The following is a 23895-nucleotide window of genomic DNA, read 5'->3' as shown; positions in this document are numbered from 1 at the left end:
TGCAATGCCTCAAGCAAATGTTATGTATTCACCAAATAAAAATATTCGGTATCAACAAACTTGGCACACTATTGAGTTCTCAAACAACAAACACTTACCGGTTCTTTACCCACCATTCCAGGCGGTAATTTCGTCCAGCGTTATATTCATATTCTATAACTTCGAATTCCTGAAAGTCAAATCCATTGTTTGTGATTTGAACCAGTATTCTCAGTTCCCATTCTTTTCAATTGTTGTCCACAAGACTGTGGAAAAACCTTGATTTTCTGGGGTTCTGCCGCCGTTTCACATCCGGTTATTTCTTCCGTTTTGTTCTCGGCGACAAGGAAAAACTATACACAGGTTTTGGGGGTCCTGCAAATCGGGTGGGTGGTTTTTGACGGTGACCGTGCACACTTAATTCCGGAGCGCCGGTTAAAGCCCGGGTTCATGCGGTTCGGTGCTCGCAAAAATCTGTAAAACGCATAAAAATTCGTCTTAAAAGCCGGTAGCCGACCACCTCAGTGGCCGGCTACCGCGATTCAGCTAGTCCTCGACGATCTCTGCGTCAATGACTCTAGGATCATCCAGGGGCAGAGAGCTTGGCGCCACCGTGGGAATGCCGGCGAAGGCCACTGCCGCATTCTCGATCACGCGCTTGGCCATATATCGATTGCCTACGCCACCGATGGCCGCGCCGACCCCAAACGGAACCAAACGGCCGATGGTGCTAGCCGCTTGGGTGCCAATGATCTTGCGCAGGAACTTCTTCTGCATGGTGCGCTGCATTGCAGAGTAGATGCTCGTGGACTTGCTGGCACCGAATGACTTGGCCCATCCCTGGATTGGACCCCCACCGCGACCTGCGGCCTGGGAAGTCAATCCGGCAATCATCGAGCTGCCCTCATCGCCCATCATGATGCCCATAACCAGGACTCGTGATCGATCCGGATCGTCGATGGCTATGCCGTGCAGCTCTGCCAGGCTTTGCGCATACAGCGCCGAGGCTTCCAGGAAGCCCAGGGTCGCAGCTATGGATAGGCCCAGGGCGATACCGGTACCAACAGCGGGAACGGCTGCGGTTCCACCCACGGCTGCACCGGAACCGGTAACTACGCGCAGGTAATCGCGCTCGACAATAGCTGCCAGCTGGGCAGTAGTAGCGTCAGGGTGCTTTTTGCGCAGCCTCTTGATGTAGGCAAGCACCAGCGGGCGCTGCACGCCGATGCCTTTCATGATGGCGTCCTGCACGCCGGAGCGCGGCTTTCCATCTTTGCCAATCAAAGTCATTGAAATCGGATCGTTTTTCATGATGGCTCCAGCTTAACCGCAAGACCCTGAGAGTTACCTTGGGCTTTGCGCTTTCAAGCAAGCGTCTTGAAAAATTCCTTGAAACTCCCCGACGCTGGTGCAAGAGTTGGCCTATGAAGAACGCTCAGGCCAAACGGTATAACCACGCCTTGAAAAGCGCCGGGATCTCGGAGCATCCGGTCGCGCTGCTCGATCTGGATGCCTTCGATTCCAACGTGATCGCCCTGCGCGAACGGGCCGGAGGTGTGCCGATTCGCATCGCGTCCAAATCCCTGCGTGTACGCAAGGCATTGGAACGGGTCCTGGATGAGCCCGGTTTCCGCGGCGTTCTCTGCTTCACCTTGGCCGAAGCATTATGGCTGGCCAGCCATGGCTTGAAGGACTTGGTGGTTGCCTACCCGCAAACCGATGCCGAAGCGATCAGCCGGTGGGCCGCCAGCGAACAGGCACGCGAAGAGGTAACGCTCATGGTGGATACCCAAGAGCAGTTGGATTTGATCGACAGGATCGCACCGGGGCACGGGCCGCTGAAGGTCGCCCTGGAACTGGATGCTGCCTATTACCCCAGCAGCAACCTCCGTATCGGCGCCGCGCGTTCCCCGCTGACCCGGCCGGAACAGGTCGCCGAACTGGCCGCCCAGGTGCACCGCCGGCGCAACTTCATCTTGGACGGGCTGATGGGCTACGAATCCCAAATCGCTTCGGTCCCCGATGGGGGTTTCAGCCCCAGGGCACTGATCGCCCGCAAGCTGCGCCAAGCCAGCGCCGCCGAACTGGCGGACCGCCGGGCCGAAACCGTGGAATTGGTACGGGAGCTCGGCGACCTGCGGTTTGTAAATGCCGGAGGTACCGGTTCGGTAGAAAGCACCATCCAAGAACCAGCGGTAACCGAAATCGCCGCGGGCTCAGGATTATTCGCGCCCGCGCTCTTCGATTCCTACCGCGCATTCCGCCCCACCCCTGCCCTGTACCTGGGATTCCCGGTAGTCCGCCGTCCCGATGAGCGAACGGTCACCATCCTTGGTGGCGGTTGGGCCGCATCGGGCCCAGCCGGCAAGGACCGCTTGCCCACCATCGAGCATCCCAAGAAGCTTCGCTACCTGGCCATGGAAGGAGCCGGCGAAGTGCAGACTCCGCTCACTGGCCCCTCGGCGCACCGCATTGCCATTGGCGATACCGTGTGGCTGCGCCATGCCAAGTCCGGTGAACCGGCCGAACGGGTTAATAAGGCGGCGGTGTACTCCAAGGGCAGGATCGTCGAACAATGGCCTACTTACCGTGGAGAAGGGAAAGCATTCCTGTGAGTACTTTCAGGAATTTCGCACGCACAGTGGTCTCCCACCCAGCAGCTGTCCATTCTCCGCGCAGCATCGCAGAATTAGCGCAGAGCCTGGAGCAGGCCGCCGACCAGCACCAGCCGGTGCGCACCGTCGGCGCAAGCCATTCCTTCACTCCGCTGGCAGATACCGACGGGATCTTGCTGAATCTGGATGGCTTTCGCGGCATCGAGGAAGTCGACGCTCGCACCCACGAGGTGACGTTCCGCGCCGGAACCCGGCTCTGGCAGATCCCCGCCCTGCTCAGGCCCTTCAACCTCGCGTTGGAGAATATGGGAGATATCGACAAGCAGTCGGTCGCTGGAGCAATCAGCACCGGCACCCACGGCACGGGCCTGGAATTCAGCGGATTCAGCGCAACGGTCACCGGAGTGCAGCTCATGCTGGCCGATGGGACCCATCTGCGCGCCAGCGCGCAGGAGAATAGCGAATTATTCGAGGCGTCCCGGCTTGGCCTGGGAGTACTGGGGGTGCTCACCCACGTTCGGCTGCGGTGCGTTCCCTACTACATGATGCGTGCAGCCGAATCCATCGAACCCATCGGGCAGATCGCCGAAAGCTTTGTTGATCGTGCCCGGCAAGAAGACCATCTGGAATTCTTCTGGTTCCCGGGCACCAGCAAAGCCCAGGTGAAGATCAATACCCGGCTCGACGGCCAGGTCCCTGCCGATCAACCGCCTGCGGTGGCCCGCTGGCTGAACGATGAACTGCTCTCCAATGGCGCGTTGCAGCTGCTCAGCTCGCTGAGCGCAGCGGCCCCCCGGACCACTGCCAAATTGAATGAGGTGGCTTGCGCGGCCCTGCCGGAGCGCAGCAGCATCGCGCCATGGAATGAAGCTTTCACCAGTGCGCGACGGGTGCGCTTCACCGAGATGGAGTATGCGCTGCCGCTAGCTGGCTTCGATGAAGCTTTCGCGAAGGTGCGAGCGTATTTCAGGCGTTCGGGAATTGGAGTTTCCTTCCCTGTCGAGGTGCGTACCGCGGCCGAGGACTCCACTTGGTTGGGTACCGCCAGCGGCAGGCAGACAGCATACATTGCCGTGCACCGCTACATTCGGGATAAGGCTCCGGGATACTTCCCGGCCATGGAAGAGATCTTCCGTTCTTTGGGCGGCCGGCCGCATTGGGGCAAGGAACATAGCCTGCAAGCAGCGGATTTGGCGCAGCTCTACCCGAAATTCAGCGATTTCACGAGGGTGCGCCAAACTGCCGATCCGGAGGGACGATTCCTCAATCCTTATCTGCGGGGTTTGCTCGGCATCTAGAACTGGACATCGGTCCAGATCAGCGGGCTTGATGCTTTCACCAAGTCCGGAACCGTTCCGGGCAGGGGCTGGGGACTGCTTGGCGGATGCTCCTGGATGCGGCCCTGGCCCAATACCTGCCAAGTTGCGCTGGGGACTAGGTAGCTGCCGGAATCATTCAAAGCATTCGCGCGCTTGAGCCCCTGGAGGAATGGTTCAACGCGATCTGCCGCGTTCTCCTGCAAGCCAAGTGCGCCGGCGATGACATAGCGGTCTTCGCCGACTCCTTCTGCTTGCTCGCCCTCATCGGTGCGAACGTAGTCCTCTCCGGCCAGGTAGCCGGTGAGAACCTTCAGCTCATCAGCCTGGCGTGCCTTGGCGAATTCCTGGTCCTGCGCATCTGGCTGGGTTTGGGTCGCAAGAATATGCACCGGCTCGCCACGGTATTGGATGGGAATGTCCCACAGCCCGGTGCTCATCACCGGAATGGAGGCGGCCAGCACACCAGAGAAGTCGGTGTGGTGCATCATGTCGTTGGCAACGTCCTGCCACTTGAGCTGGGAAACGCTGGTGACCTGGTCTTGTGCAATCGGGTACTTCGATAGCACGACAATCGAACCCTGCTCGGCGAATGCGGCCTGGCCCCACGCATCCTCGGCGCCGCCGATGACGCCATCAGCGTTCAGATCGGCACCGCTTTGCAGGCCCTTGGAGCCCACGGCCAGGTAGGAATACCCGTATTCCACATCGGCGCGGGCATCGTCGGGATTGTTCAGATACTGGTCGTTCAGTGCATCAACCGCGTCCTGGGTGGCGTCCATATCTGTCAGCACCACCACGTCCGCATTGGCGCTGCTGATCTTGTCTGCAACCTGCGCCGCCTGGCGGTCGGATCCGCGCATCAGGTTCGCGGGCAGCTCCTGGGGAGTTTCGCCGCTGAGATTTGCCTGGATGGTTGCCACGCGAAGCGAGGTCTCGGAAAGCTGCGCTGCGCTGGCACCCGCCGAGTCGCCAGGTCCAGTGGGTGCAGCAAAAGCGCCGGTTGCGGGGAATATCAACAGTGCCCCTAGACCCAGACTTGCTGTTCCGACTAATAACTTGCGCACTCAACCACCCTACGACGTTCGGCTACCGCTTGCCACCACCTTTACCGGATTGTAATGCCGCAGCCGCGGCGGCCTTCTTGTTCGCGGAAAGGACCTCGTCCATATAAGGAGCACGCACATGCATCGAGACACGGGCATCCACCAGGCACACGCCCCGGGCTCCGGCATCCACCCACTGCTGGACCCCGGCGAGGTCTTCGAGCGTGTCAACGCGGATTCCGGTGGCTCCCATGGCCTTGGCGATACCGGCGAAATCCACGGTCGGGATCAGCATCGGGTCTTCGTGCAGGCCGACGGATCCGTACTGGTGGATTTCCGCTCCGTACGCGGAGTCGTTGTAGATGACGATTACGCCACTTTCCACGGTGCGAACGATCGATTCGAGGTCCGCCAGGCCCATCAGGAAGCCGCCATCGCCGGCGGCCAGCACGACCGTGCGCCCCTGCGCCGCCGGGCCTGCGCCCACCATGGAAGCGATGCCCAGGCCGATGGACTGGTACGCGGTGCCCACGCAGCTCAAGGAGCGTGCACCGGTGGTCGACCAGTACATGGGCCCCCAGCCGATGAAGTGGCCGCCGTCTTGCACCAGCACGCGATTGGCCGGCAGGATCTTCTCCAGTTCGCTGGCCACGCGGCGCGGATCAAGCTGCCCGTCGGCGGCCAGGTCGTCACCGGCCGGACGGGTGCGCAGATTGGACAGGTCCAGGCTTGAACGCCATCCGCCCTGCGCCTGCTCCACCGCACCGAGCAGGTCCGCGGCGGCCAGGGTCGCATCGGCGGTGGCGAAATAGTCCACGCGCGGGTTGGTGGCGGCGCACCCCAGGTCGATCTGGATCAAGCTGGCATCCTGCGCGACCAGATCGCCAAAACGCATGGTGAACTGGTTCAACGAGGCGCCGAGCACCAATACCGTATCGGCCTGCGCGATGATCCGGGCGTTGGCCTCGGTGGAGAAGCCTCCGGTGATGCCCAAATCGAACTCGTAGTCCAGCAGGTCGCGGGCCAGCAGGGTACCCGAGGTGGTGGCGTCCAGCTTCTGCGCCAGCGACTGGACCTGCGCCGCGGCATCGATCGCGCCGCGGCCATAGAGGATGTGGGTGCGCTGCGAGGCGTTGAGCTTTCCAGCGATCTGCTCCAGCTGGGTGGAGTTCAGCTGCGGTGCCGGAGGGGTGCTGCGCAGGGAGGCGAAATCAGGCAGCTGCTCTTCGAGCGAATCCACCGCGGCCAAATCATAAGGGATCGCCAAAACAACCGGCATCCGTTCGCGCAACGCCAGGGCGGCCGCCTCCAGAGCGATGGCACCCGGGTTGTTGCGGTCAACGACGTAGCGCGGCGCTCGCACTGCTGTGTCGATCGCGGCCTGGTCGACGTCCCATCCACGCAGGCCGGAAGTTGGCGCGTCGCCGGTGACGAACAGCAGCGGGGTCCGGGCCGCGGCGGCTTCAGCCAGTGCGGTGATGGTGTTGGTGTAGCCGGCACCGTAAGTGGTGGAGGCGATGGCCAGCTTATTGGAGATGCGGAAGTAGGCGTCGGCGGCCGAAACGGCGGCCGATTCGTGGCGCACGGCGGTGTAGTCGAAGCCTGCACGCACTGCGGCGTCGAGGAAGTGGGCATTGCCGTTGCCCATCAATCCGAAGATCCGCGGGGCCAGCGGCTTGAGGGCGTGGGCAATGGCAGCTGAAACGCTAGACATTATGGACTCTTTTCAAGAAATCGTGCTGAAGAAATTCCATATATGTCTGCCGTTACCGGTTGCTGGACCGCAACGGGTATCGCCCCTTTTGAGAGCGCCGGAACCTGGCGGGGCCATGTTCCTGACTCACTGATGATAAGGCAGGAACCGCGCCTGGCGCTAGGCCGCTAGTGCGCCTTCCCATTAACACTTCCCCGGGGGCGATCTCGCAGCGTTCCGAGCGATGCGCCCACGCACCTCGGTCCTGCCCCCGCGCTTGGCTGCACCGGACGCCGAATGGCGCCACCGTGGCCTGCGCGCCGTGCACGGGGCCAAAAGTTTCACCCGGGCTCGGTGTTCGAGGTCGAAGTGTCATCCGAAAGTACCATGTACAGCAATTTGCAGATTCGATACTATCGAAATAACACTTAGTTGACTTGATATTTATATGACAACTATCGGACATTATCGAGAAGGAACGCATGCTGAAGTTCTTGGGAATCACCTCTGAGGCACCTGCCGACGGATCAATCCCCGCGTGGCAGGGCGTCTCCAAGAAACACCGGGGCATCGCATTCGCCATTTCGCTTGCGCTGGGATTGGCCACGTTCCTGGTAACCCGCTGGCTGCTTTCCGACCTGCCGCCAGAAGGCTACTTGCCGCTCGTTCCCTGGAACGCGGCCGCCGCCATTCTGCTCATCAGCACGCTGGTGGCCGAGCGCGGATTGATGCGCAACGCGCCCGCCGAAACCTGCGAAATCTAGGCGCCAGAGCTGGGGGCGGTACGGAAAGCCGCACCCTCCCCCAACTTCGCGGAACTTGGCTCGCCGTTGGCCAACCATGCGGCGGCGCGGTTCACCAGCTGTTTCGGCAAGGCCGCAATATCCAGCACTACATGTCGTTCATCGGCCTGGAGCTCGTCAAGTGCTGCGAATTGCGATTTAAGCAGCTCCACGGGCATGAAGTGTCCGGTGCGATCGGCCATGCGCTTGGCCAGCAGCTCGAAGCTGCCGTGCATATGGATGAACACCGTTTCCGGCGCCTGCTGCCTGATCTGGTCGCGGTACTTTCATTTCAACGCGGAACACGCAATGACCAGCGCCTTGACTTGGCCCGCGGCAGCTAACCGGTTGCCGATTTCGCCAAGCCACGGCTCGCGGTCTGCATCGTCCAGCGGGGTATCCGCGGACAACTTCTCAATGTTCCGCTTCGGGTGCAGGGAATCCCCGTCGGGGAACTCCGTTTCAATCTGCTTGCCCAACAGCTCGCCCACGGTGGAAACTCAATTTGCCAGCTACCGCGTCAATGAACTCGGCGGTCCCCACCCGACTTTGGCCACCCACCAAGTCTGCAAGATCCGCAGTCATCACTCCGTCTGCAACGGTCTGCCGTATCGCGGCATCGATAGTCCGGGCCGCCTCCACCAGTTCATCATTTGAGTCCAAAGCCCCCCGATGTTCGAGGGCGCGGCTCCATGCGGCAATGGTGGCCACGGGATTGGCGCCGAGCACTTCTCCTTTGGCCCACCGCTTGTAGTGCCGGGCCACGGTTCCGTGGGCCGCTTCAAACAGACAGGTTTTGCCGTCCTCTCCTGCCAATACCGAGGCCATCAGGCCCGGCGAGCCAAACCCTTGGGCAACGATGTCGGCCTGGACATCACCGTCGTAGTTCTTCAGCGCCCATAAGAAACCGCCAGAGCTCTTGATCGCAAAGGACACCATGTCGTCGATCAGCCGATGCTCATAGCTGAGCCCGGCCCGGGCGAAGAGGTGCGTGAACTCGGCCCGGTAGACAGCTTCGAATGCTTCGACAAAAGCTCCGTCGTACTCCTTGAGCACGGTGTGCTTTGTCGAAAAATACAGCGGAAGCCCTAAACGCAGTGCTTGCTGGAAACAGGCTCGTGCGAAGGTTCGAATGGAGTCCATGTTGTTGTACATGCCCAGGGCCACACCGCCATCGGATCCAAAAGTTGTGACCTCTTTGATCAGCGGCGCCGAGCCATCAGAAGGTATGAAGCTCAGGCGGAGGCTGCCCGCACCGGACACCGTGAAGTCGGCAGCCTGGTACTGATCAGCGTTGGCATGCCGGGCGACAACAATCGGTGCTTCCCAGCCAGGCACGATCCGCGGCACAGAGTCCAGCACAATCGGTTCCCGGAAAATGACGCCGTTCAGAGCCTTGCGCAAGGTCGCGTTGGGCGATTTCCAGCGTTGGCTCAACCCGTAGTTCTCGACTTGTGCGGCTGTGGGTGTGATGGTCGAGCACTTCACGGCGGCCCGATGCTTCATCACCGCCGCGGCGGCCTGCAAGGTAATGGCATCAGAAGTCGCTTCCCGGTTGGCCAATGACAGGTCGAAGCTGTGCAGCGAAACGTCAACGAGAGGCTTGATAATCCGTTCGCGCACCAAGGAGAACATCTCGTTGGCCGCCTCGTCGCCACGGATTTCCACGATCACGCTTGGTTCATTGGTATTTTTCACCGCGCGGCCCCTTGAAATTGCGCTTGGGTCTTGGCCAGCAGGTGCGGAATGACTCCGCCTGCCCGCAGCAAGGCCAGGTCCAGTTCTGTTTCAGCGGCCAGGCAGGCTTCGAATTCGAGAACGCTTCCGCCGGAGAACTGGATCTTGACCGGCACCGTTGCGTGCACCGCGATGGCCGCAGGCTGAACCGCAATTTCAATCAGGTCCTCGGCGCATACCTGTTGCAACTGGGCTTTGACGTGGTTAGGGACCCGCAACGGCACTACTCCCATGCCAATCAGGTTGGAGCGGTGGATTCGTTCGAAGCTTCCTGCCAGCACCGCGCGCACACCGAGCAGCCGCTGCACCTTGGCCGCCCAATCCCGCGAACTGCCGGTTCCATAGCGTTCCCCGGCAATGATGACGGCACTCTTCCCTTGGTGGCGGTACCTTCTGGCGGCTTCGGTCAGCGGGACCACGTCCCCGGTTCCAGCGTGGACGGTATGAGCCACTGGCAGGTTTTCTCCGAGCTTGTTGACGAGATTCTTGGCATGGAATCCGCCACGCACCATCACTTCGAAGTTTCCTCGTCGGGATGCGAAGACATTCAGATCTCCCCGTTCCTCTCCGCGTGAGACAAGATAGTCGGCAACGAGCGAGTCCGCAGGTATCGCGCTGGCTGGCGAGATGTGGTCCGTGGTGACATCGTCGCCAAGCACCAGCAGCGGGTGCGCAGCAAACTCTCCGAGCTGGTTGCCTTCATCTACTGCGGCGAAGGGCGGGCGACGCAGAATGTTGGAATCCTCGCTCCATTGGAATTGGGCACCCTGCGGGGCATCAAGTTTCGACCACAAGACGCTGGTGGTGGCGATCTTGAAGTCGCGTGCGAAGTCCTGGGCATCATGCCCCAGCTTCCACGCCTCCTGGACTTCCTCCCGGGTCGGCAACAGATCAGCAAGCTGGATCTGATTGCCGCCGGCATTATCCGGGGTAAATTCGTAGGTCATCAGGTCAACGTCGGCGCGCCCAACGAGCGCAAAGGCCACCACCAACGGCGGGGAGACCAAGAACCCCAGATCCAAGTCCGGATGGATACGGCCGGCAAAATTCCGATTCCCGGAAAGGACCGCGACCGGCCGAATTGCAGCGGCCGACAGTTCCCGGACAACAGGTTCGCTGAGCGGCCCGGAGTTGCCGATGCACGTGGTGCATCCAAAGCCCACCACATCGAATCCGGCGTAGCCAAGGTCCTCCAGAAGTCCAGACCTGCGCAAGTAGCTCATGGCCGCCGGCGAACCCGGGGCCAGCGAGGTCTTCACCCATGGCGGAACCTTCAGACCGTGCTTTCGTGCCTTGCGGGCGACTAGTCCGGCGGCGATCAGCAATTTAGGGTCCGTAGTGTTGGTGCAACTGGTGATTGCCGCCAACGCAATGGCGAACCGGGGCAACGCACCTGCATCTTCCTCGACACCCCGGGCCTCGCTCTCCAGGGCTTGCGGCATCCTGGATATCTCCATCAGATCCTGCGGGCGGCGTGGACCGGCAGCGCTGAGCCGGACTTGCGACAGATCCAGCTCCAGAACGTCGGTATATTCCGGCTCCCCCTGCGGGTCGAACCAGAGGCCAGTTGCCTGATAGTAATCCTGCACCAATTGGATCTGCTCGCGCGGGCGCCCGGTTTGCGCCAGATAGTCGAGAACCTGCTGGTCCACAGGGAAGTAGCCGGTGCTCGCACCGTATTCCGGTGCCATGTTCGCAACTACTGCCCTTTCCCCGGCCGACAAGCTGCTCACCCCCGGCCCGAAGAACTCGACAAATTCGCCACTGGCCCCTCGTTCACGGATGAGATGGGTGATGGTCAGCGCCAGATCGGTGGCGGTAGCTCCCGCGGGCATTTCTCCGGTCAGCCGGAAACCGATGACGTCGGGGATGCGCAAGGTGGTGGGCAGGCCGAACATGACCGTCTGCGCCTCGAGTCCGCCGACGCCCCAGCCCAGGACGCCCAAGGCGTTGACCATCGGAGTGTGCGAATCGGTGCCGATCATCATGTCAGGGACGATGAGCGGAGCTGACGGATCCCCCGAATGCTCAAAGTCAGGATGAGCCACGGTAGCCAGCTGCTCCAGATTAAGGGTATGCATGATCCCGGTTCCGGGCGGGTTGACGTTGACCGTATCCATTGACTGCTGGGCCCATTTCAGGAACTGGTAGCGCTCCTGGTTCCGCCGGTACTCATGGGCGAGATTGCGCGGTGCAGCGTCGTCACGGCCGTAGTCCTCGACGGCGAGCGAGTGGTCGATGGACACCTCGACCTGCAACTGCGGGTTCAATGTACTCGGGTCGATCCCGACCTCGGCCAACGAGTCGCGCATGGCGGCGATATCTACCAGGGCGGGAGTGCTCGTGGTGTCATGCATCAAGATGCGGTGCGGCCAGTATTCCAGCTCGGCCTCGGATCTGCACTCCTGCAGCCAATCCTTGAGGTTGGCTGTGGTCCTGGCACTTTCCTCCACGCTGGAACGGCGCAAGGTATTTTCTGCCAGCAGCCTGAGCACGACGGGAAGCCGGCTGAATTCTGCACCCAGTGCCGCCCTCAGATCGGTGGCCGAATAGCTCTTGCCGCCCGATGCGAAGGTTGTGATGCGCCGTTGGTTCTGCGAAGGCATTCGCCTCTCCCCTCATTTTTATAATTTATAAAATCGTACCGCACGTCCACGCCAGACCCAACACCCTCCATTTGCCCAGCGCACCCACCGACTAACATTTACAAAAAGGACGCTGCACTCTATAAATGGTGCATCGCTGAAACCCTGCACTTCGAAAGAGGCCACCCGTGAGCCAAGCTGCCCTGACCAAGAATGCCTACGCCTATCAGAGCGTCAGGGGGCTGATCATGAGCGGGGAACTACCTCCGGGCGAAGCCTTGGCGCAATCGCAGCTCGCCGCCGATCTTGGTGTCAGCCTGACCCCGATGCGCGAAGCGCTGCGCAAGCTGGAAGCCGAGGGGCTGATTATCATCGACGCCCACCGCAACGCCAAGGTTGCGCCGCTGACTGCCCGGGAGGCGACCAACCTCTTCCAGGTGCGCGAACGGCTGGATCCCATGGCCGCCGCCTTGGCGGCGGCCCACCGCACCGACAGCGACATCGCCCGCATGAAGGCGGCGGCCGAGAAGATGCGTCCGTTGGCGCAGAATCCCGACCTCGAAGCACTTGCCGCGCACCGCGAGTTCCACCGGTCGATCTATGCGGCCTCGCATAACGACCTGCTGATCCGCATGCTTGAATCGCTATGGGACAAGGCCGACCGGTACCGCCAGGTGGGATTGTCCGCGCGGAAGGATTCGGCTGCGGACAAGAAGCGCGTGGCCGCAGAGCATGAGCGCATTCTCAAGGCAGTGACTGCCGGCAATGCAGCCAAGGCCGAAGAAGAAATGGCCCGGCACGTACAAGGGAGCCTCGGCCGCAGGGCGATTGACGCCCTGGGCTCCGAAGCCCCCTAGCCCCGAATACCCCCGGCGCCCAAGGCGCCGGGGGTATTTTCTTGCCCTCCGCCAGCACCTTGACATGACATGGGTCACAACATATGGTCATTAACTATAATTTATAATTTGTAATATCCGGCCGGGTCCTCGCACTCGGACGCGAAAGGATCAGAATGACTCTTGACAGCACCCGGCGGCGCACGATCCTCCCGCCACCCCTGCGAACAGCACTTCGCTGCTTGGCCCTCTTGGCTGGCGCCGCGGTGGTCGCCGGGGCGGCCTTCAGCGCGGCCAGCGGCGGCAACGGCGATAACGCACGAGCCCAGCTGACCCTTATCGCCCCGGCAGGCGCCGGGGGCGGTTGGGATGGAGCAGCCCGCGAAGCCCAGCAGGCCATGCGCGCGCAATCAATCGTCAATAACGCCCAGGTCGTCAACATCCCCGGCGCCGGCGGCACCATCGGGCTGAACAAATTCGCCGGCATGGACGGCGAGAAATCCAGCCTCATGGTCATGGGCATCACGATGCTCGGAGCCGTCAACATCAACGGCTCGGAAACGACCATCCAGGATGTCACCCCGATCGCTCGGCTCACCGATGACTACGACGTCTTGGTGGTGCCCGCCGACTCCCCCTATGACTCGGTGGACGAACTGGTCACCGACTGGGCCGAGGATCCCAATTCCTTCGCCTTCGGCGGCGGCTCCCTGGGCAGCGTCGATCAGATGATCATCACCCAGCTGGCCCAGCAGGCCGGCATCAAGCCCACCACGGTGAACTACATCGCCTATTCAGGCGGTGGCGAACTGGCCACCAGCCTGCTCAGCGGCACCATCAAGGCCTCGGTCTCCGGCTGGGTGGACTTCGCCGACCAGATCGAAGCAGGAAAACTCAGGGCGCTGGCCGTCTCCGCTCCCGAACCGGTCCAGGCCACCGGGGTGCCCACCCTCAAAGAGCTGGGCTACGACATCGAGCTGACTAACTGGCGTGGAATCGTCGCGCCTCCCGGCCTGAGTGACGAGAACGTCCGAGAGCTCCAGCAAATCGTCGCCGAAACCGTCAAGACCCCTGAATGGGCCGACGCCCTGGAACGCAACCAGTGGGCCGACACCTTCCTGACCGGACCGGAATTCGAGGACTTCCTCGAATCCGAACGCCAAAGCGTTGACGCCATCTGGAATGAGCTCGGCTACTAGCCCCGAAGATATTGGAGACACCATGACCATTCTGGTCGGATACACCCACACCGCCGAGGGCGCCGCCGCCCTGCGGCATGGCCTGGCCGCCGCCGAACTGGCCCGCACCGAGGTTGCGCTCTTCCCGCTCTTCGCCCGTAACGGCGAGAGTTGGCCGAACGCGGAACTGGCCGAGCGGCTGCAAGGCAGGGCGCGCTTCGTGCAGCCTCGCGCCAATTCTCCGCGTGCCGCCGACGAACTGGTCGACCTGGGCAACGAACTGGATGCCCAGCTGATCGTCATCGGCGTACGCTCCCGCTCGCGGGTAGGGAAAATGCTGATGGGTTCCGATGCCCAGGCCGTGATCCTCGGTGCCAGCATCCCGGTACTGAGCGTAAAGGCGGACGACGATGAACACTGAAGCTGCCCTTCAGGCCCCACACCGGACCTCTCCCGGCACCGGGCGCAGCGGACTGGTCCTGCCGGGAATCCTCGTGCTGCTGGGAATCTACCTGAGCGTCGGCGTCATCACCATGGAGGTGCCCGACGGCGCCAAGCAGCCGGGACCCAAATTCTTCCCGATCCTGATCATCGTCGCGATCTTCGTTCTGTCAGCGCTGCTAACCGTTCAATTGGTGCGCACCCCGGAACCCGTCGCCGCTGATCGGCAAGATTACCGGAGCTATTCCGACTGGAAAACCGTGGCACTGGTCGCCGCAGGCTTCCTGGCTTTCGCCCTGCTCTTGGTTCCCGCCGGCTGGCTGATCAGTGCCAGCCTCCTGTTTTGGACCGTTGCCTTTGCTCTGGGCAGCAAGAACCGCGCCAGGGACCTGGGCATCGCCGTGGTATTCGCCTCCGCCATCCAGCTGGCCTTCGGCGCGGCACTCGGACTGAATCTGCCTAGCGGCATTCTGGAAGGACTGATCGGCTAATGGAATCGATGAACCTGCTGCTCGAAGGCTTCGGCCAGGCGCTGACCCCGATGAACTTGCTCTGGGTGTTCATCGGAGCCCTGTTGGGCACCGCCGTGGGCGTGCTTCCCGGCCTGGGATCCTCCATGGCAGTGGCCCTGCTGCTGCCGATGACCTTCTCGCTCGATCCGGTCGGCGCCTTCATCATGTTCGCCGGAGTCTACTTTGGCGGTCTGTTCGGCGACTCCACCATGGGCATCCTGATGAATACCCCCGGCGGTTCCACCGCCATTGCCACGACCTTCGAGGGTCACCGCATGGCCAAGGACGGGCGAGCGCCCCAGGCACTGGCCACCAGCGCCATCGGCGCCTTTGTCGGGGGATTGATCGCCACCACCATGGTGGTCTTCTTCGCCCCGAAGTTGGCGGAAATCGCCGTGTTCTTCGGACCGGCCGAATACTTCGCCCTGGCGATCTTCGCATTCATTGCCACCGCCTCGGTGGTCTCCGATTCGGCGCTGAAGGGGCTGGCCTCGCTCCTGGTGGGCTTGGCCCTGGCCGTGGTCGGCATCGACGGCATTTCCGGCGCCTCGCGCTTCACCGCGAATGTGCCCCAGCTTTTCGACGGGGTGAGCATCATTGTGATCACCGTCGGAGTGCTGGCCCTGGGCGAAGTGCTGCATGTGGCCTCGCGCATCCACCGCGATGAGAAGCTGACCGCCATCTCCGTGGCTGGCCGTCCCTACCTTTCGCGCTCCGAAGTGCGCGAGGCAATCCCTGCCTGGTTGCGAGGCACCGCTTTCGGCGTGCCCTTCGGAGTGATCCCGGTAGGCGGCGCCGAGGTCCCGACCTTCCTGGCCTACGGCACCGAACGGCAGCTTGACCGCAAGCGCCGCCAACCCAAGTTCGGCACCGGCGCGATCCGCGGCGTGGCCGCCCCTGAAGCCGCGGGCAATGCCACCAGCGGCACCGCCATGGGCGCACTGCTGGCCCTGGGACTCCCCACCTCGGCGACGGCCGCAATCATGCTCGCCGCCTTCCAGCAATACGGCCTGCAGCCCGGCCCGATGCTTTTCGAGCGCAACGCCGATCTGGTGTGGGCACTGCTGGCCAGCCTTTTTGTCGGTCTGGTGATGTTGCTGGTGCTGAACCTGCCCTTTGCGCCGATGTGGGCCAAGCTGCTGCTGATTCCCAAGCCTCACCTGTTCGCCGGCATCACGGTGTTCTGCGGGCTGGGCGTCTATGCCACCGGCGCCTCGGTGATCGACCTGCTGCTGGTGCTGGCCATCGGTTTCGTCGCATTCTTGATGCGCCGCTACGGATACCCGCTGGCTCCGGTGATGATCGGCGTGGTGCTCGGCCCGCTGGCCGAAACCAGCCTGCGCAATGCGCTGATGTCCAGCGGCGGCGAATTGTCGATCCTGCTCGGTTCGGGGATCACGATCACCCTGTATGCGCTGCTGGCGGCGATGATCGGCTACAGCCTGTGGCGCCGGATCGCTTCCCCGCGCCGCCAGGACGTGTAGCTGCAACGCTTTGGGATTTCCCGGCTGCACGCCAAGTTCCATCGGTTCGTGCGCTGCGGCCAAGCGCGCCCGGGGAGCCAGGCGGTGCGCGGTGATGTGTCCTGGGCCCCCGCCTGCGGTTCTACAGGTGGCTGGCCGCGTAGTCCTGCGCGCTCATCTGGCCCAGGCGCGAACGGCGCCGGCCGTAGCCAAGGTAGAGCGCTGCGCCGACGATCATCCAGATGATGAACACCAGCCAGGTATGCCAACCGAGCTGGCTCATCAGGAACAGGCAAGCGAAGATGCCCAGGATCGGGGTGAGCGGGTACAGCGGCACGCGGAAGGTGCGCTCGGCCTTGGGCTGGGTTCTGCGCAGGTAGATCACCGAGGCGCCCACCAGCGCGAAGGCGAACAGCGTGCCGATGCTGGTGGCGTCGGCCAGTGCGCCCAGCGGGATGAACCCGGCCGTGACCGCCACCAGGATGCCGGTGATCCAGGTGCCGGCGACCGGGGTGCCGGTGCGGGCCGAGACCTTGCCGAACACCGCGGGCACCAGCCCGTCGCGCGACATGGCCAGCAGGATGCGGGTCTGGCCGTAGAGCACGGTGAGCACTACCGAGGCGATGGCCAGCACGGCGGCGACCGCGAAGACCAGCACGAAGATCGGCTGCCCGGTCAGTTCGCCGATGATCTGCACCAGCGGCGCCTGTGCGCCTTCGAACCAGTTCCATTCGCGCGCGCCGATCGCCGAAACGGCCACCAGCACGTAGCTGATGGTCACGATCAGCATGGAGAGCATGATCGCCCGGGGCAGGTCGCGCTTCGGGTTCTTGGCTTCCTCGCCGGCCGTCGAGGCGGCGTCGAAGCCGATATAGGAGAAGAACACGCTCGATGCCGCCGCGGTCACGCCGGCGGCGCCCATTGGCAGCAGCGGCTCGAAGTTGCCCGCATTGAAGGCGCTGAAGGCGACGGCCGAGAAGAAGAGCAGGATGCCGGCCTTGATGGCCACGACGATCGAGTTCACGATGGCCGACTCGCGCGCCCCGCGCACCAGCAGCAAGGTGGCCAGTGCGACGACGATCAGCGCCGGCAGGTTCACCACTCCGCCGTCGGCCGGGCCGCCAGCCAGCAGCTCGGGCAGCTCCATGCCGAAGGTGCGCAACGTTTCGTTCACGTACTGGCCCGATCCCACGGCCACCGCAGCCACCGACACCGCGTATTCGAGCACCAGGCACCAGCCGCAGATCCAGGCGATGCCTTCGCCCATGGTGGCATAGGAATAGGAATAGCTGGAGCCGGAAACCGGAACCATGCCGGCCATTTCGGCATAGGACACCGCCGAAAGCAGCGCGGTAATGCCCGCGATCACGAACGAGATCCAGATGGCCGGACCGGCGATCGGCACGGTATCGCCGAGGATCACCAGGATGCCGGTGCCCATGGTGGCGCCGACGCTGATCATGGTCAGCTGCCACATGCCCAAGGTGCGGCGCAGCTGGCCTGCCCCTGCATTGGTTTCCGCTTCGGCGATCATATTCGTGATCGACTTGCGGCGGCGCAGCTGCGCGCCCAGCAGGGTGGCCGGACTGGAGCTCACGGACGGTTTGCGGTTCATCGCGGATCCTCAAGGGAAATGGTGGTGCTGCCTCGCCCCTGCCTAGGATGCGGCCGGGCGCTGCGCGTGGAAGTTCTGAACTGGAATATCATGTCATAATCCAGCTGGTCCCGACTTTTCAGGAATCCGGCGGGTTCGCACTAATTCCCGCTTCTTCTTGGGCATTAGCCGTATTTGCGCATCGCTCGGCAGTCAGCTTTTGAGATGGATTTCATGATCAGGAATGCATATTTATGCATTTCATTCCGCTTCGCGCGCTCTCGCCTATCGAAAACCCCTGAAGTTTTCCACACTATTAGAAGACATATTCGAACAAGCGAAGTATGATTCGAACATGTCCGAAGCAAAGGCGCACGGAAACAGCCTCACCCCACCAGCACCCCCCGAGGAATTCGACCTCCACGTCCAAACCGTGCAAAACGACCTCTCCGCCCTCGAGGAACACGGCAGCAAAGCCGACTGCGCCCACGGTATCGAATTGCTGGAAGCCCTCATCTCCGCAGCACGCTGCAAGCAGGCCTGCCTCGCCCACCAAATCGAAAAAGAATACGTCCGCGACCACGAAGAACGCGGCGTCCACCTCGATGACCAAACCCGCGGCGCAGCCGCCTGCGTCGCCCTGGCCCGCAAGCAATCACCGCACGGCATGCGCAACTACCTGGTCAATTGCCGCATCCTCTTCGAAGACACCCCGAACCTCGCCGCCGCCTGCGCCCGCGGCGAATTCACCGAAGCCCAAACCCAAGCCATCCTCACCCCGCTCCAAGACCTCAAACCCCAGCGCCGCACCGAATTCGACCAGCTCTACGCCCAGAACCCGCACATGTTCGAATCCATGGGCACCACCCAAATCAAGGAAACAGTCCGAAAATTCGCCTTGGCCTACATCTCCGACCCCGACTCCATCAAGCAGAAAACCGTCGAAGAGCAACGCAACCTCACCCTGAAAATCGACGACCAGCACGGCCGCATCATCATCCACGGCGAATACCCCCTGCTGCAGGGCATGTGCCTCAAACGCTACCTCGACGAAGAATCCAAAACCCTGCGCAAAAAAGGCGACCCCCGCACCCGCACCCAGATCCGCGCCGACCTGCTCTTCAGCTACATGATGGTCGGCGAACCCTCCAAAATGCCCATCGCCCTGCAAGTCGCAGTAGTCATGACCGACCGGGCCCTGTTCGCCGGCGAACGCGAACCAGCCTATCTGGAAGGCTACGGCTTCATCCCCGCCCAGAGCGTACGCGAATGGATCAGCGGGCACCAGATCCCCAACAGCCTGACCTTCGACCAAATGGACGCCAAACCCACCACGGAGCTGATCGAACAGCTCGACGTGCGCACCGAACTCGCCCGCCTCTACACCGCACCCGGCGACCAGGACCTGATCGCCATGGACTCCAAAGCCCGGATCTTCCCGGAAAAGCTCAAGAAGTTCATCGCGATCCGCGACCGGCACTGCCGCACCCCGTTCTGCGACGGCATCGTGGAGGAAATAGACCACGTCAAGCAATACGCCCGCGGAGGCAGGAGCACCGTCTTCAACGGCGATGGCCGCTGCGCTAGTTGCAACAAGGCCAAGGAAGCCGCCGGCTGGTACGAATACACGACCTACGGCAACGGCCACACCATCATGATCTGTCCCGGCTCGGCGATGTCCTACAAGTCCACCGCGCCGCCAGCTACGGGCTACGCGCACAAGCCGTTCCCGCAATTGAGACGCGACTCGAAATGGATACAGCAGCTCAAGGAACGGCTGAAGCCCAAGGATGGCCCTGAAGACATCGCAGCCTGACTCCCGGCAAGCAACCATTGCGCGTACTCATGGCTTAATGCCGCTCGACGCCACCGGCTTTGCGCAGCATCCTGCGACAAAGCCGCCTGGAAACTACTTTCCAAGCGGCTTTGCTCCGACCTCTACTTGCTGGCGGCGTCTGCCAGCAGTTCAACGATGTGGCGGTATTCCTTGCCCGTCGCACGGGTCATGCCCAGTTCACAGGTGCGGTTGCACGAAGCGTGTTCCTGCGCATCCAGTTCACGAACCTCGGCAGCTTCGCGAGCGGTAGCCGACTCGGTCAGCTCCGGATGCAGCATGCCGCGGTCACCGGCAAAACCACAGCAGCCCCAGTTCACCGGGGTGTTCACGGTATCTGCCACAGCCTCTGCGATCTTCTGCATGTCCGGGTTCAGGCCCATCTGCGTGGACGAGCAGGTTGGGTGCAAGGTGACCGAGGAGATCTTCTCGAGCGCTGGCAGCTTCTCCAGCAAGTGCTGCGAAGTGAACGCCAGCAGGTCAACCACTTCGTAGCCATGCTCGGCCAGGGTATGCGCAAAGCCTTCGGTGCAGCTGGAGGCATCGGAGATGATCGGCAGGACCTTGCCCGGCATGGCCGCACGGACTTCTTCCAGCACGCGCTGGCCCATGACCTCATGGCCCTGTTCGTAGCCCTTGGAAGTCCACGGGGTACCGCAGCAGGTGGATTCAATGCCCTCGGGGACGTAAACCGAGACGCCAGCAGCGTGCAGCAGCTTGGTGAACGCCGGGGCAACTCCTTCCCCATCTCCTGCAGGGCCGAACATCGAATTCACGCAGGCTGGCAGGTAGATGGCCAGCGGCTCGGTGCCAGCTGCACCCAAGTTACCGGCCATGGGCTTGCGCGCCTTGCCACCGCCGGGCAGGTCGGCATCGTAACGTGGCATGGTGTCGGTGCTGACCAACTTGCGCGCAGCATCGGTGGCACCGCGGACCAGCGAAGCAGGGAATTTATCGGCGATGCTCAGGGCCAGCGAACCAGCGCGCGTGGCAGGTCCCCATCCCTTGGCTGCGGCCTTGAAGCCGGCTTCCAGGACCGGGTGCGCGTCTTCGCGGCGCAGGCGCTTGACCAGCAGGCCGGTGTTGATGCCCACCGGGCAGGCGGTGACGCACATGCCGTCCACGGCACAGGTCTGCACGCCGTTGTATTCGTAGTCGCGCTCCAGTTCGGCCGCCAGCTCGGCGTTGCCCTCGGCCTCGGCCTTGGCGATGGCCCGGCGCACGACGATGCGCTGGCGCGGGGTCAGGGTCAGGTCCTTGGACGGGCAGACCGGCTCGCAATAGCCGCATTCCACGCAGTGGTCGGCCTCGATCTCGATGGTCTCGTTGAGCTTGATGTTGCGGATGTGCGCGGCGTGGTCTTCGTCGATGATCACCCCGGGGTTCATCATCAGGCGCGGGTCGCAGGCGGCTTTCAGCTCCAGGTGCACCTCGTAGAGCTCATCGCCGTACTGCGCGCGCACGAACGGCGCCATGGCGCGGCCGGTGCCGTGCTCCGCCTTGAGGTTGCCGTCCTTGTCCAGAATCAGCTGGACCATCTTGTCGTTGAAGGAGTTGTACCGGTTCAACGCCGCATCGCCTTCGAAACGGTCGGTGAGCATGAAGTGGATGTTGCCGTCCTTGGCGTGGCCGAAGATCACCGAATCCGCGTAGCCGTACTCGGTGAACAGCTCCTGCAGGCTGTCGCAGGTTTCGGCCAGGGACTCTACCGGGACCACGACGTCTTCGAGCAGCGCGGTGGTGCCTGTGGCGCGGGCACCGGCTACCGAAGCATACAGGCCCTTGCGGAACTTCCACGCGGCCTGGCGGTTCTTCGCTTCTGGGGACAGCACCGCTGGGGCGCGCAATGCCGATGCGTCGAGCAGCGACTGGCCAGCGGAGCGCAGCCCGGCCAGTTCCTCTTCGGTGTCCGCATGGTATTCGACCAGCAAGGCGGCCTGCTGGTCGACGTCGAAGCCCATGATGGCATCCGGCACGCCGGGCAGCGACTGGCCCACGCGCAGCGAGGTGGAATCCATCAGTTCCAGGGTGGCGGCGCCGGAATCCACGAGTTCAGGCAGCGCCCGGGTGGCCAGATCCAGGTTATCGAAGACGGCCAAGGTGGCGATGGCCAGCTTGCGGATTGGCACGGTGCGGAAGACGGCCTCGGCGACGAACGCCAGGGTGCCCTCGGAGCCGATGATCAGGTGGGCCATCAGCTCTGCCGGGGTGTCGTAGTCCAGTAAGGCGTTAATGCCGTAGCCCATGGTGTTCTTCAGCGCGAAGTGCTTCTCGATCTTGGCGACCGAGGCCGGGTTGCTGCGCACGCGCTGGCCCAGCTTGTCCAGCGTGGCGACCAGTTGCGGTTCAGCGGCGGCCAGCTTGCGGTCGGCCTGTGGATCCGCGGTGTCGATCATGGTGCCCGAGGGGAGCACGAAAGTCATGGATTCCAGGGTGCGGTAGGTGTTGAATTCGGTGCCGCAGGCCATGCCCGAGGAGTTGTTCGCGATCACGCCTCCGATGGTGCAGGCCGCCTCGCTGGCCGGATCCGGCCCCAGCTTGCTGCCATAGACGGCCAGGCGCGCGTTGACCTGGCGGACGGTGGCACCGGGCTGCACGCGCACGCGCGCTCCGTTATCGAGCACGGTGATGCCGCGGAAGTTGCGGCGCACATCAATCATCAGTCCGTCGCCACTGGCTTGCCCGGCCAGCGAGGTGCCGCCCGAGCGCAGGGTGACCGGCTGGTTGCCGCGCGCGGCCGCAGCCAGCAGCGCGGAGACTTCCGCGGCGTCCTTGGCCAGCACGACAGCTTGCGGCGTGTACAGGTAGTGCGAGGCATCCGAGGCGTAGGCAACGCGGTCGATGGATCGGGTCTTGACGCGATCCTGGTCGCCGACCAGATCGAGGATGCCGGATGAAACCGTCGTTTCTCCGAGTGCTGGCGTGCTCAATGCCATGGTGCGCTCCTGTGCAGTTGGCAAGCGGCGCTTGCCGAATACGGAAATTGTCTTACAAGTACACAAGCCATAGTAGTACTATTCATGGGATACTTGTTAGGTAAATTTTCCGCGGCTCGAAAGGACCCTGATGGCGGCCCGTTTAGGTGTGGTTTCCGTGGTTCAGGCCGTCGTCAAGTCCCTGCGTGCCCGGATTTTCAGCGGGGAACTGTCTCCCGGCACCCCGCTGGGCGAAGTGGACGTCGCCGCGCACTATGAAGTGGCCCGGCCAACCGCCAAGGCCGCGCTGGAGAACCTCGTTGCCAGCGGCCTGCTGACGCGCAACGCGCATCAGAGCGCGAAAGTCACGCTGCTCTCATCCGCCGACGCCCGCGACATCTACCGCACCCGCGCCATCATCGAAGCAGAGGCCGTGCGGCTGCTGGCCAGCACCGGACAGGTCCCGGAAGCTGCACGCGAGGCCAATGCCGAAATCACCGCACTGCGCGATGCTTCCCCGATCCAGATCGTCAATCCGGATGTCCGCTTCCACTCCGCACTGGTCCAGGCCCTGGATTCGACCCGTACCAGCGCAATCTACGGCCAGCTCAGCGATGAGATCCGCCTGTGCATGACCCACGTCCAGGATGCAACGCTGCTGAACACCGCGGACATCGCCAGCGAACATGAACGCCTGCTCGAATGCATCGCCGCCGGCGATGCCCAGGGCGCGGCAGAGGTTTTGGCCCAGCACCTCTCCCGCGCCAGCACCCGATTGGCCGAGCACCTCGACAGCCTTTCCCAAGGTAGGCGAAGATAGGAGCATGGGCATTTTCGCAAGCAGGAAAAGCATTGAGCAGGACTTCGCGCGCATGACACAGCGCCTGGATGCGGTAGCCGCCTTCCAGGCCGAGGGGCTCAGCGCGAAAGCGCGCGTCCTGGCCACGGGCCTGCGCAAGATTGTTCCCGAAGCCGGGTTCGAGCTGGCTGCCAAGGATGCCACCGCATGGATCCACGCGCACGAGGCCCTGCGCCTGCTGGAAGGCACCATCTCGATCCTCGAGGGTTGGAACGGTTCACCCGACGAGGTCTTCATCTCCAGGGCGGCGAGCGCATCGCCCGATTCCCCGGCTGGTGAGGCGATGTCCGATGTTCCAGCCGATCACCTGGGTATTCTGCGCCCCGCAGACGACGGCACCCTGCAGCTATTGGCAACCTTGGACCCCGCGGAGCAGCTGCGGCTAACCGGCTGGCTGCGCACTTTCACCCGGGCATAAAAACACCTTTCCCACCTAGCGGCATTGCGGGCATCCGCACATACCCCCACCCGTATTTTTGACATACCCCCGGGGGTATAGACTAGTCTGGT

Annotated in this window: 20 protein-coding genes; 11 read left to right on the top strand and 9 right to left on the bottom strand. The window is 62.8% G+C overall.

What is annotated here, in order from left to right:
- Positions 1 to 525: 525 nt before the first annotated feature.
- Positions 526 to 1290, bottom strand: a complete 765-nt coding sequence (locus ACIQTS_RS17455; RefSeq protein WP_105658967.1) for a hypothetical protein — start codon at positions 1288 to 1290, stop codon at positions 526 to 528.
- A gap of 113 nt (positions 1291 to 1403) precedes the next feature.
- Here ACIQTS_RS17455 and ACIQTS_RS17450 point away from each other — a divergent pair, with 113 nt between their 5' ends.
- Positions 1404 to 2594 (top strand): alanine racemase, encoded by a 1191-nt coding sequence (locus tag ACIQTS_RS17450; protein ID WP_105662729.1) that lies wholly within the window; start codon positions 1404 to 1406, stop codon positions 2592 to 2594.
- Positions 2591 to 3892, top strand: a complete 1302-nt coding sequence (locus ACIQTS_RS17445; protein WP_402474121.1) for a D-arabinono-1,4-lactone oxidase — start codon at positions 2591 to 2593, stop codon at positions 3890 to 3892. The genes ACIQTS_RS17450 and ACIQTS_RS17445 overlap by 4 nt, the downstream gene beginning before the upstream one ends.
- Here ACIQTS_RS17445 and ACIQTS_RS17440 read toward each other — a convergent pair.
- Both ACIQTS_RS17440 and ACIQTS_RS17435 read right to left on the bottom strand, forming a co-directional pair.
- Positions 3889 to 4929, bottom strand: coding sequence for an endonuclease/exonuclease/phosphatase family protein (locus ACIQTS_RS17440; protein WP_402474119.1), 1041 nt, complete (start codon positions 4927 to 4929; stop codon positions 3889 to 3891). The two genes, ACIQTS_RS17445 and ACIQTS_RS17440, sit on opposite strands and share 4 nt — an antisense overlap.
- Positions 4930 to 4999: 70 nt before the next feature.
- A complete protein-coding gene (locus tag ACIQTS_RS17435) occupies positions 5000 to 6670 on the bottom strand; it encodes a thiamine pyrophosphate-binding protein (RefSeq protein WP_105662732.1) in 1671 nt (556 codons plus the stop codon).
- A gap of 461 nt (positions 6671 to 7131) precedes the next feature.
- Here ACIQTS_RS17435 and ACIQTS_RS17430 point away from each other — a divergent pair, with 461 nt between their 5' ends.
- On the top strand, positions 7132 to 7413 hold the full coding sequence (locus ACIQTS_RS17430; protein ID WP_402474116.1) for a hypothetical protein: 282 nt from the start codon (positions 7132 to 7134) through the stop codon (positions 7411 to 7413).
- Here ACIQTS_RS17430 and ACIQTS_RS17425 read toward each other — a convergent pair.
- From ACIQTS_RS17425 to acnA, 4 genes are read right to left on the bottom strand one after another with little or no spacing between them, the layout of a single operon-like run.
- On the bottom strand, positions 7410 to 7679 hold the full coding sequence (locus ACIQTS_RS17425; RefSeq protein ID WP_402474114.1) for a hypothetical protein: 270 nt from the start codon (positions 7677 to 7679) through the stop codon (positions 7410 to 7412). The genes ACIQTS_RS17430 and ACIQTS_RS17425 overlap by 4 nt on opposite strands.
- Before the next feature lie 39 nt (positions 7680 to 7718).
- Positions 7719 to 7922: a hypothetical protein gene (locus ACIQTS_RS17420; protein WP_359198761.1), complete on the bottom strand. Its 204-nt coding sequence runs from the start codon at positions 7920 to 7922 to the stop codon at positions 7719 to 7721.
- Complete coding sequence (locus tag ACIQTS_RS17415; protein ID WP_402474110.1) at positions 7894 to 9129, bottom strand: NADP-dependent isocitrate dehydrogenase; 1236 nt, start codon at positions 9127 to 9129, stop codon at positions 7894 to 7896. Before ACIQTS_RS17415 ends, ACIQTS_RS17420 begins: the two co-directional genes overlap by 29 nt.
- On the bottom strand, positions 9126 to 11774 hold the full coding sequence (gene acnA / locus ACIQTS_RS17410; RefSeq protein WP_400291575.1) for an aconitate hydratase AcnA: 2649 nt from the start codon (positions 11772 to 11774) through the stop codon (positions 9126 to 9128). The genes ACIQTS_RS17415 and acnA overlap by 4 nt, the downstream gene beginning before the upstream one ends.
- Positions 11775 to 11941: 167 nt before the next feature.
- On the opposite strand from acnA, the gene ACIQTS_RS17405 reads away from it, so the two are divergent.
- The 5 genes from ACIQTS_RS17405 to ACIQTS_RS17385 all read left to right on the top strand — a co-directional run bounded on the left by ACIQTS_RS17405 (position 11942) and on the right by ACIQTS_RS17385 (position 16204).
- Entirely contained in the window at positions 11942 to 12610 is a 669-nt protein-coding gene (locus tag ACIQTS_RS17405; RefSeq protein WP_359198770.1) for a GntR family transcriptional regulator, read from the top strand.
- A 155-nt stretch (positions 12611 to 12765) separates the two neighbouring features.
- A complete protein-coding gene (locus tag ACIQTS_RS17400) occupies positions 12766 to 13788 on the top strand; it encodes a tripartite tricarboxylate transporter substrate-binding protein (RefSeq protein ID WP_359198773.1) in 1023 nt (340 codons plus the stop codon).
- A gap of 22 nt (positions 13789 to 13810) precedes the next feature.
- Positions 13811 to 14188: a universal stress protein gene (locus tag ACIQTS_RS17395; protein WP_402474106.1), complete on the top strand. Its 378-nt coding sequence runs from the start codon at positions 13811 to 13813 to the stop codon at positions 14186 to 14188.
- Entirely contained in the window at positions 14178 to 14699 is a 522-nt protein-coding gene (locus ACIQTS_RS17390; protein ID WP_402474104.1) for a tripartite tricarboxylate transporter TctB family protein, read from the top strand. The genes ACIQTS_RS17395 and ACIQTS_RS17390 overlap by 11 nt, the downstream gene beginning before the upstream one ends.
- Complete coding sequence (locus tag ACIQTS_RS17385) at positions 14699 to 16204, top strand: tripartite tricarboxylate transporter permease (RefSeq protein ID WP_359198782.1); 1506 nt, start codon at positions 14699 to 14701, stop codon at positions 16202 to 16204. The genes ACIQTS_RS17390 and ACIQTS_RS17385 overlap by 1 nt, the downstream gene beginning before the upstream one ends.
- Positions 16205 to 16325: 121 nt before the next feature.
- Here ACIQTS_RS17385 and ACIQTS_RS17380 read toward each other — a convergent pair whose 3' ends face one another.
- Positions 16326 to 17798 carry an amino acid permease gene (locus ACIQTS_RS17380; RefSeq protein ID WP_332503508.1) on the bottom strand — a complete coding sequence of 491 codons (1473 nt, stop codon included), beginning with the start codon at positions 17796 to 17798 and terminating at the stop codon, positions 16326 to 16328.
- Positions 17799 to 18132: 334 nt separating this feature from the next.
- Between ACIQTS_RS17380 and ACIQTS_RS17375 the strand changes: the two genes are divergently transcribed.
- Positions 18133 to 19593 carry an HNH endonuclease gene (locus ACIQTS_RS17375; protein ID WP_402474102.1) on the top strand — a complete coding sequence of 487 codons (1461 nt, stop codon included), beginning with the start codon at positions 18133 to 18135 and terminating at the stop codon, positions 19591 to 19593.
- A gap of 122 nt (positions 19594 to 19715) precedes the next feature.
- Here the strand turns inward: ACIQTS_RS17375 and ACIQTS_RS17370 are convergent, their stop codons facing one another.
- Positions 19716 to 22547, bottom strand: coding sequence for an FAD-binding and (Fe-S)-binding domain-containing protein (locus tag ACIQTS_RS17370; protein WP_402474101.1), 2832 nt, complete (start codon positions 22545 to 22547; stop codon positions 19716 to 19718).
- 130 nt (positions 22548 to 22677) lie between these two features.
- On the opposite strand from ACIQTS_RS17370, the gene ACIQTS_RS17365 reads away from it, so the two are divergent.
- Together ACIQTS_RS17365 and ACIQTS_RS17360 are read left to right on the top strand one after the other, a co-directional pair.
- Entirely contained in the window at positions 22678 to 23346 is a 669-nt protein-coding gene (locus ACIQTS_RS17365; protein WP_105662720.1) for a GntR family transcriptional regulator, read from the top strand.
- A gap of 4 nt (positions 23347 to 23350) precedes the next feature.
- Positions 23351 to 23803, top strand: a complete 453-nt coding sequence (locus tag ACIQTS_RS17360) for a hypothetical protein (RefSeq protein ID WP_105658975.1) — start codon at positions 23351 to 23353, stop codon at positions 23801 to 23803.
- Positions 23804 to 23895: the final 92 nt, after the last annotated feature.

The organism is Glutamicibacter sp. NPDC090743 (assembly GCF_044769125.1).
Taxonomy (GTDB): Bacteria; Actinomycetota; Actinomycetes; order Actinomycetales; family Micrococcaceae; genus Glutamicibacter.
The sequence above is the reverse complement of the archived record's forward strand: the minus strand, read 5'-3'. Positions and strand labels throughout refer to the sequence as shown.